We start from the raw sequence: 6,178 nt of genomic DNA, 5'->3' as shown, positions 1-6,178 counted from the left end.
GCCCTCAACCTCCCGGCCCCCTACGGCAGTTGTCCCTTCTCACCGCCGCCCGCCTACACCGCCGCCGCCCGCGAGGCCGCCGTCACTCGTGCCGCGCTGCCGGACGGCACCGCGTGCTGGCTGGTCACCGGGTACGACGAGGTACGGGCCGTGCTGGCGGACGCCCGCTTCAGCGCGGACGCGCGCACACCGGGATTCCCGTTCCTGTCCGCCGGGCAGCGTGAACTGGCCACCGCCAAGCCGAGTTTCATCCGCATGGACGACCCCGAGCACGCCCGGCTGCGCCGGATGGTCACCAAGGACTTCCTGGTCAAGCGCATCGAGGAACTGCGCCCGGGCATCCAGGACATCGTCGACCGGGCCGTGGACCGCATGACCGAGGGCCGCACCTCGGCCGACCTGGTGGCGGACTTCGCGCTGCCGGTCCCGTCGCTGGTCATCTGCCTGATGCTCGGGGTGCCGTACGAGGACCACGACCTGTTCCAGTCGCTCAGCCGCACGCTCCTCGACAACCGCACCACCCGCCCGGAGGCGGAGCAGGCGCACGCCCAACTCATGGGCTACCTGGCGGAGTTGGCGGAGCGCAAGCGTCGCGAACCCGGTGACGACATCCTCAGCCGGCTCGCCGCCCGCGAGGACCTGACCGACCAGGAGACCGCGTCGCTCGGCTTCCTGCTCCTGGTCACCGGGCACGAGTCCACCGCGAACATGACGGCCGTCAGCGTGCTCGCCCTGCTGCGCCGCCCCGACCAGGCGGAACTCCTGCGCGAGCAACCGGAGTTGGTGCGCGGCGCCGTAGAGGAACTCCTGCGCCACCTCACGATCATCCACCTGGGTCTCGGCCGGGCGGCGACCGAGACCGTGCGGGTGGGCGAGGTGACGATCCCGGCGGGCGAGGGCGTGATCTGCATGCTCTCCACCGCCAACCGCGACGGGCAACTCTTCACGTCCGGCGCCGACTTCGACCTCACCCGCGACGCCCGCCGCCATGTCGCCTTCGGCTACGGCATCCACCAGTGCCTGGGCCAGACCCTGGCCCGCGTGGAACTCCAGATCATCCTCACCACGCTGCTACAACGCCTGCCCGGTCTGCGCCTCGCCGTCCCCGCCGACCAACTCACCTACAACCAGGACAACATCGTGTACGGGCTGCGGGAGCTTCCGGTGACCTGGGCGCCGTAGCGCTGGTCGGTCAGAAGACGCGCCCCAGGTCCTGCCGCACGATCGTCCGCATGCTGTGTTCAGCGAGCGCGGCGATCGTCATGGATGGGTTGCAGGCGCCGGTGGAGCCCGGGATGCGGGCGCCGTCCAGGACGTAGAGGCCCTTGTGGCCCAGCACGCGCCCGGCGAGGTCGACGGCGTCGCCGAACGGGACCCCGCCCAACGAGTGCCAGGTGGACGGGGCTTGGGCGTTGGTGTCGATCATGAGGCCGCCGCCCGCGGTGGCGATGTCCCGCATCTTGCCGGCGATCAGCGTCTGCAACTCGGCGTCCGCGTCCGTCGGCCAGGTGAGGACCGCGTCGTCGGTGGAGGCGTCGTAGGCCCAGGTGCCCGCGCCGTCGACGATGCCGAAGCCGACGACGGTGAGGGCGGTAACTCCCGTCTGTTGTATGGGAGATCCGGCGTGCACGACCGTCAGCGGGATGGAACTGCCCGGGTCGCGGCCGCCGACGCAGGCCGGGCCGCCCTGCTGGGTGCCGGCGTCGCCGGCCGGGTTGATCCAGGCCCAGATGCGGTCGCCGTTGTTGCCCCAGCCGGTGCCGATGGCGTCGGGCAGGTCCGGAATCAGGTTCTTGGCACGGGACTTGACCAGGAGACGGGTGGTGCCGGGTGAACCGGCGTTGAGGAACACGGCGTCGGCGGTGATCCGGATCTGCTCCTGGACGGTGCCCGCGGTGTCGATGCGGTCGACGGACAGCACCCACTTCTTGTTCGCGTCCATCGCGAGGTCGCGGACGATGTGGAGGGGCGCCACCTGCACCAGCCCGGTCGACTCCGCCTGCGCGAGGTAGGTGACGTCGATGGAGTGCTTGCCGCCGTTGTTGACGCCGAAGGCGATGTCGCTGGTGGTGTACGTCGGGTCGTACAGACCTTCCAACTCCCCCCGGACATAGGCCCAGTCGATGGGCAGCGGCACCTTGAACGGGGTCAGGCCCGCCTTCGGCGCGATGTCCTGGAAGAGCCGGGACGACTTGTAGGGGTCGGAGGCGAGCACGTCGTAGGGGATGGTGGAGATGCCCAGCATCCGGGAGACCGTCGGGTAGGCCCAGAGGTCGAGGTCGTCGTAGAGGCCCGCCGCCTGCGGGATGGAGGTCGCGAAGTCGGCCTTCGTCGGTTGCAGGGTCATGCCGTGGTACATGATCGATCCGCCGCCGACCGCCGCTCCGCACATGGCGGTCATGCCGTTTCCCACGACGGCTTCGAGCACGCCCGTGTAGGGGGTCCAGGTCTGGGTGCCGCCGCCGACGATGGCGTGGTCGGTGAGCCAGGCGGAGCGGTTGTCCATGGTCGCGAAGCGGCAGAACGTCGTGGCGTCCGGGCCGGTCGGCCAGCGCTTTCCGCGCTCCAACACCAGGGTGGAGACGCCGGCTTGGGCCAGCCGTAACGCGGTGACCCCGCCGCCGAAACCGGTGCCGACGACGACGGCCCGTTCGCGGAGTTCCGTGACGGCGGCCCGCGTCGAGGCTGCGGCCCGGGTCTGTCCGGCGGCCAGGGCGACCGCTCCGAGGGCGGTCGCGCCGAGCAGGCCGCGGCGGCTGAGGGCGGGGTGAGGGGAGGTGTGTTCGGGCATGGGGGGACTCCGGCAACCGTAGGGGGAGTGCGAGTCGCCGGGAGCGTAGCGCGATTGAGCATGGCACTGTCAATGAATGGAAATGTAATTCTCGAATCGGAGAGTCCCGCTGTCGACAGTTGGTGTGGTGGTTCTGGGTGGGTCCCCATCGAGTCCGGTGAAGCCGGTCACCGTGAAGTGCCGGATCTGTACACTCCGTTACCCGTCAGAACCGTGATCGAGGGGTGGAGCGGTGCCGGTGACACCAGCGGCCGGGGACAGGATCGACGGCCGGTATCTCCTGCACGAGCCCATCGGCACCGGCGGCATGGGCGTCGTATGGCGGGCGTGGGACGAGCGGCTGCAGCGCTGGGTCGCGGTCAAGTGCGCACGCCTGGACGACGATCGGGCCACGCGACGGCTCATGGGCGAGGCGCGCAACGCGGGGCGGCTGCACCACCCGAACATCGTGGCCGTCTTCGACTTCGTCGACGAGGGCACCGTCTGCTGGATCGTCATGGAGTACGTCCCCTCCCGCAGCCTCGCCCAACTCATGGCGGAACGCGGCCCGTTGGCGCCCGAGGAGGCCGGGTCGATCGGCTGCCAGATCGCGGACGCGCTGGTGAAGTCGCATCGCGCGGGCGTGGTGCACGGCGATGTGACCCCGGAGAACATCCTCGTCACCGACGAAGGCGTCGCCAGACTCACCGACTTCGGGATCTCCCGGGCGCTGTGGAACGACGTCACCCAGAGCGCGACGGGCAGCGTGCGCGGCAAACCCCGGTATCTGGCCCCCGAGGTGGCCAAGGGGCAGCCGGTCGGCCGGAAGGCGGACGTGTTCTCCCTGGGCGCCTCGCTGTTCACGGCGGTCGAGGGGCAGTCGCCGTACGGCGAGGCCGAACACCTGATGACGTATCTGGCCCGGGCCGTCGAGGGACGCATCGAGCCCACGCGTCGGGCCGGTCAACTGACCGAGCCGCTGGCCGAGTTGCTGGAGGTGGAACCCCGGAACAGGCCCGACGCCGCGCAGGCGCTCAAGCTGCTGCGCAGCGCCACCCCGCCGCCCGCGGACGTCCAGGACCGCATCGACCGCGACACCATCGCTCTCACCTCCCCGACCATCCGGCTGGGCCGGGCCCTGCGCCGTACCCGGGACGCCGTCACGGTCCCGACGCTACGCCCGCGCCTCCTGGCGATCGCGGCCGCGGCGGTGGTCACGACCGGCGCGCTCGCGGCCGGGCTGGTGTTGTTCGCCCCCTGGGACTCGAAGGGCACGGACGGCAAGGACACCGCCCGGACCGACGCGAAGCCCTCCGCCTCGGCGCGGGCGGGAACCATCGGCGACGAGCGTACGGCGGACCCCTGCGGGCTGATCGACGCCGCCTCGCTGAGCCGCTTCGGCGACACGGTGCTGGACCCGGACTACGGCGACCTCGACCGGTGCGACGTCATCGTGCTCGACAACAGCGGTGACGACAACGCCGGCGTGCAGGTAGACCTCGACTCCGACAGGGACAGGTTCGACCACATCGAGGGCACCGGTCTGGTCGCCGACGGCCTCCTCACGCGCGTGACGATCAAGCGGGACGGGGTGTTCTGCGAACGGGCCGTCCTGACCTCCGACGGCAAGCAGATCCGCGTCATCGGGCAGCAGTTCGACGCGAAGACGTCGCCCGACCCGTGCCAGATGGCCGACACCGCCACCGACCACGTGGTCAGCGTGCTGGCCCACGGCCCGGTGCCCCGGCGTACGTCGGCGCCCGCCGCGAAGTCCCTGGCCAACCTGAATGCCTGCTCGCTGCTCGACGCCGCCGAACTCAAGCGACTGCCCGGTGTCCAGTTCGCCAACGAGGACCGCGGGTTCGGCTCCTGGAACTGCGACTGGTCGAGCGACGGCGACGGGGACCGCGAGGTGGAGATCCGGTTCAGCCGGTCCAACTCCCTGGACGGCGACGACGGAACGCTGGTGAACGTCGCCGGCACCAAGAGCTACTACCAGCCGAACGAGGAAGAGGACGACAGCTGCACCGTACGGACCCCGCACCGCACCTACACGGACTCCGTCGGCCAGCGCACCGTCGAGATCCTCCAGCTGAACGTCTACGCCCCGGAGCCGACCAGGCAACTGTGCGACAGCGCGGCGGAGTTCGCGACCGTGGTCGTGCGCAACATCGCGAAGAAACTGGCGGAACGGTGAGATGACCCCGCCGGGACCCCTCCCGAGAGCGGGGGCGAAGGGGCAGGGCCAATCAGGGCGGTCAGGGCTGCACCGGCATGGTCCAGCAGTTGGAGGCGGTGGACCTGCCCGCGAGGCGGTCGGTGAGCCAGGAGATCGCGTCGCCCTGGTCGGTGAGCAGGGGTGCGAAGTGGTTGAGGAGCGCGCTGCCGACACTGGGCAGGACGACGGCCTTGTACGTGACGTCGCCGCCCAACGCACACCAGTCGAGGGCGAGTTGGCGGGCCTGCGCGTGCGGGACGAGGTTGTCGCTGACGCCGGTGGCGAGGCGGACGGGCCCGGACGGTTTCAGCCTTCCGATGCGCTGCTCGTCAAGGAACTTCTGAAGCGCGGGAGTCGAGGCGATGATGTCGCTGATGGACGACCCGTCGGTGGTCCAACTGCTGCTCCGCGTATAGCCGTAGCCGAACAGCGCGTCCCCGACGCACATCGTCGACAGGTCGGTGAGCGCGGCCTTCCCGGCATCGTTGAGATGCGCCTCCGCAAGGGGTTTCAGTTCCGGGTCGGACTGGAGGAACCCGTTGAGCGACCAGCCGAGCGCGCCCGCGAGTTCGCTGCCGTCGATGGCCTTGGTGACGGAGGTCAGGTTGGCGGGCGGAGCACCCGCGTACGTCCCGGCGAGGGTGACGTCCGGGGCGTAGGAGGACTGGAGTTCGGCGGCGGCCGCGGTCGCTCCGCCGCCCTGGCTGTAGCCGTAGAGCCCGACCGGTGACCGGGTGGTGACCGATGCCCCGCCGACCGAACGCGCGGCCCGTACGGCGTCCAGCACCGCGTGCGCCTCGTCGATCCGGTTGACGTAGGTGTGCGGCCGGTCGGTGGCACCCAGCCCCACATAGTCGGTGACGACGACGGCGACGCCCTTGGCGAGGAGCCGGTAGATCGCCAGATCCTCGTAACCCACGGAAACTGTCTGGCTGTTGAGGGACAGCGGGTGCTCCAGCCCCATGGACGCCGAGCACTGGTCGCCCTGCCCCAGGGTGCCGGGGGCCACGGCGACGAGGGGGCGCGGGCCGGCGCCGGACCAGTCGGCGGACGGTTCGATGTAGGCGCCGGTGACGGCGACGGGCTGCCCGTTCGAGTCGGTGGACTTGTACATCAGGCGGGTCGCGGTGCCGGGCAGGGTGCTGCCGTCGAGGCCGGGCAGGCTCAGGGCGAGGGGGAGGGGCTCGCTG

Annotated in this window: 4 protein-coding genes; 2 read left to right on the top strand and 2 right to left on the bottom strand. The window is 70.7% G+C overall.

What is annotated here, in order from left to right; all coding sequences use genetic code 11:
- Nucleotides 1-1,182: cytochrome P450 (locus AC31A1_RS44610; RefSeq protein ID WP_489658794.1), on the top strand; the 1,182-nt coding region annotated here is incomplete at its 5' end.
- Nucleotides 1,183-1,192: 10 nt separating this feature from the next.
- Here the strand turns inward: AC31A1_RS44610 and AC31A1_RS44605 are convergent.
- Nucleotides 1,193-2,791, bottom strand: coding sequence for a GMC oxidoreductase (locus AC31A1_RS44605; RefSeq protein WP_489658793.1), 1,599 nt, complete (start codon nucleotides 2,789-2,791; stop codon nucleotides 1,193-1,195).
- 232 nt (nucleotides 2,792-3,023) lie between these two features.
- On the opposite strand from AC31A1_RS44605, the gene AC31A1_RS44600 reads away from it, so the two are divergent.
- Complete coding sequence (locus tag AC31A1_RS44600; RefSeq protein ID WP_489658792.1) at nucleotides 3,024-4,967, top strand: serine/threonine-protein kinase; 1,944 nt, start codon at nucleotides 3,024-3,026, stop codon at nucleotides 4,965-4,967.
- Between the two features lie 61 nt (nucleotides 4,968-5,028).
- On the opposite strand, the gene AC31A1_RS44595 is transcribed toward AC31A1_RS44600, so the two are convergent.
- Nucleotides 5,029-6,178, bottom strand: a 1,150-nt coding sequence (locus AC31A1_RS44595; protein WP_489658791.1) for an alpha/beta fold hydrolase, incomplete at its 5' end; no start/stop codon positions are given.

It is taken from the genome of Streptomyces sp. P5F9 (genome assembly GCF_057961495.1).
The sequence above is the reverse complement of the archived record's forward strand: the minus strand, read 5'-3'. Positions and strand labels throughout refer to the sequence as shown.

Coding starts and splice junctions, on each gene's coding strand:
- AC31A1_RS44605 (WP_489658793.1), bottom strand. CDS start 2,791: ATGCCCGAACACACCTCCCCTCACCCCGCCCTCAGCCGCCGCGGCCTG.